The 2,248-nt window shown below is 40.4% G+C and carries 1 protein-coding gene; it reads left to right on the top strand.

The window, feature by feature from the left end:
• Positions 1-431: 431 nt before the first annotated feature.
• Positions 432-2,248: S-layer homology domain-containing protein (locus ASG85_RS30350; RefSeq protein WP_162257296.1), on the top strand; the 1,817-nt coding region annotated here is incomplete at its 3' end.

Raw genomic sequence — 2,248 nt, 5'->3', positions numbered from 1 at the left:
AGCGCAGGTACTGACAATGCAGTAACTGTTTCAAGCAATGGAACTTTCGATGTTGGCGCTAACGTTAAGGAGTTTACGCTTAAAGCAATTTCTCCTAACGGCAAAACCGTGAGCACAATTGTTACTATTCCTACTCCCTAAGATTTAATGTGATGCCTAGCATGAGTAACGTTATGTAGTAACACAGTAAGTAGCCTGAATAATAATGCACTAACGACTGCATCCGATTATTGGATGCAGTCGTTTTGCTTTCTATGCATCTGGAAAATACTTATCAATGAATTCGGTGTTCGTTGATAGTATACTAAGTTTGTAGCCAAGGTGATAGACGCGAAGCTACATAGAGTCATGTTATGATTCAACTGTCGCCCCGTTGGTTATATGTTTTTATAACAAAAAACTTTCATAATATTAGGAGGAAACAAACTTTTATGAAGAAAACACTATCCGTAGTTCTTACATCCGCTATGGCTCTTTCCATGTTCTCATCCGTCGCATTTGGTAAAACATCTGCTGACTTCACAGACTTGAAAGACCTGGATGCAGCAACAAAAGTGAAATTCGATGCGATGATCACTGCTGGTATTTTTGACGGCGTGACAGAAACAACTTTCGGTCTAAAAGACGAAATGAACCGTGCACAATTTGCGAAAGTAGCGGCATTGATCATGGGTCTGGAAGTAAACAAAGACTTGAAAACATCGACATTCACTGACGTTAGTGTGACCGATGCAGCAAATGGTTATGCACTTCCTTACATCGAAGCTTTGAAAACAGCTGGCGTTACTGATGGCTATGCTGAAGGTCAATACAACCCGGCTGGTAAAGTAACGAAAGAACAACTGGCTACTTTCTTGGTTCGTGTTCTTGGTCAAGATGCAGCAGCTAAAGGTAAAACAGGTACAGACACAACGGTTTCTGGTTGGGCACAAGGTTATGTAGCACTTGCACTTGAACTTAAACTTCTTGCTAATGGTTCTGACGGTAAATTCGGTGGTATGACTAACGCAACTCGCGATCTGCTTGTGACCGGCGCATACGAAGCGAAACAACAATACGTACCAGCTGGTAAAGTATCTGTAACAGGTGCGAAAGCAACAGGCGTTAAGCAAGTAACTGTAAGCTTCAATAAACCAGTTGATACTGAAAAAGCTACATTTGAACTGAAAAAAGGAACTGCTTCTGTTACTTTGACAGATGCTAAAGCAACTTGGTCTGCAGATAAGAAAACAGCAACACTTACTCTGAAAGACACTAAAGTTTCAGAAGGTAAATACACTGCAACTGTGTCTGGTCTTGATGCAGCAGCAGTTGAGAAAGCATCCGCTGAGTTCGAAGCTACTGACGAGAAAGTAAACAAAATTGAGTTCGTTAACGCAACTGACACGGTTGCTTACGGTAAAAAAGTTGGCATTAAGATCAAAGCAAGCAACCAATATGGTGAAAATGCATCGATTTCTGCTGGTAATTACACAGTATTTACTGGTAACGTAACTAACTCTTTGAAAAAGAATGATGATGGCACGCTCGTTCTTACGTTGAACGTTAATGATGGTTCTAACGGACTTATTCAAGGAAATAGCGTAGTTCCAGTTAATATCTTTAACAACGATTCCCGCGTTTCTGCTGACAAAACATTTAAAGTTGGTATTGCACCATACGCAACTAAGCTTGAGCTTGGTGAAGTAGTTTATTCTAACTCCAACAAAGTGATTTCCTCTGTTGGTGAAACTGCAACAATTAATCTGTACCAATATGATCAATATGGTAACATCATTGCAGAAGAGGATACTGGTTCTGTATCGAACATTCCGAACGTAATCGTTACTCCGTATGAAAAAGCTTTAGTGGCTACAGAAAAGAAATTTGATAAAGTAGTATTTGGTCTTACTGAAAAATCCAGCACTAGCGGCGACTTCAACGTTACTGTATATGCTGGTGCGTCTTCCGCAACAACGAAAATTGCAGTGAAGTCTTCCGAATTTGCTAAGAAAATCGAGTTTGGTGACTTCAGTGGTACGCTTGCTGCAGGTGACGGCGAGAAGTTCCTTCCAATTAATGTTTACGACGAAGAAGGCAACAAGTTGACTGCTGACGAAGTTATTAACAATGCAAATATTATCAATGTTAACAGCAGCATAGGTAATGCGACGCTTCAAACAAGTGGTGAACACAAAGGTGAAATCAGAATTGCTAACATTGATGCAGGCCTTGCAAATGGCTATATCAACGTAAGTGCTTCGATCGT

The organism is Paenibacillus sp. Soil724D2, assembly GCF_001427935.1.
Classification (GTDB): Bacteria; Bacillota; Bacilli; order Paenibacillales; family NBRC-103111; genus Paenibacillus_E.
This window is presented reverse-complemented; position numbering and strand designations above follow the sequence as displayed.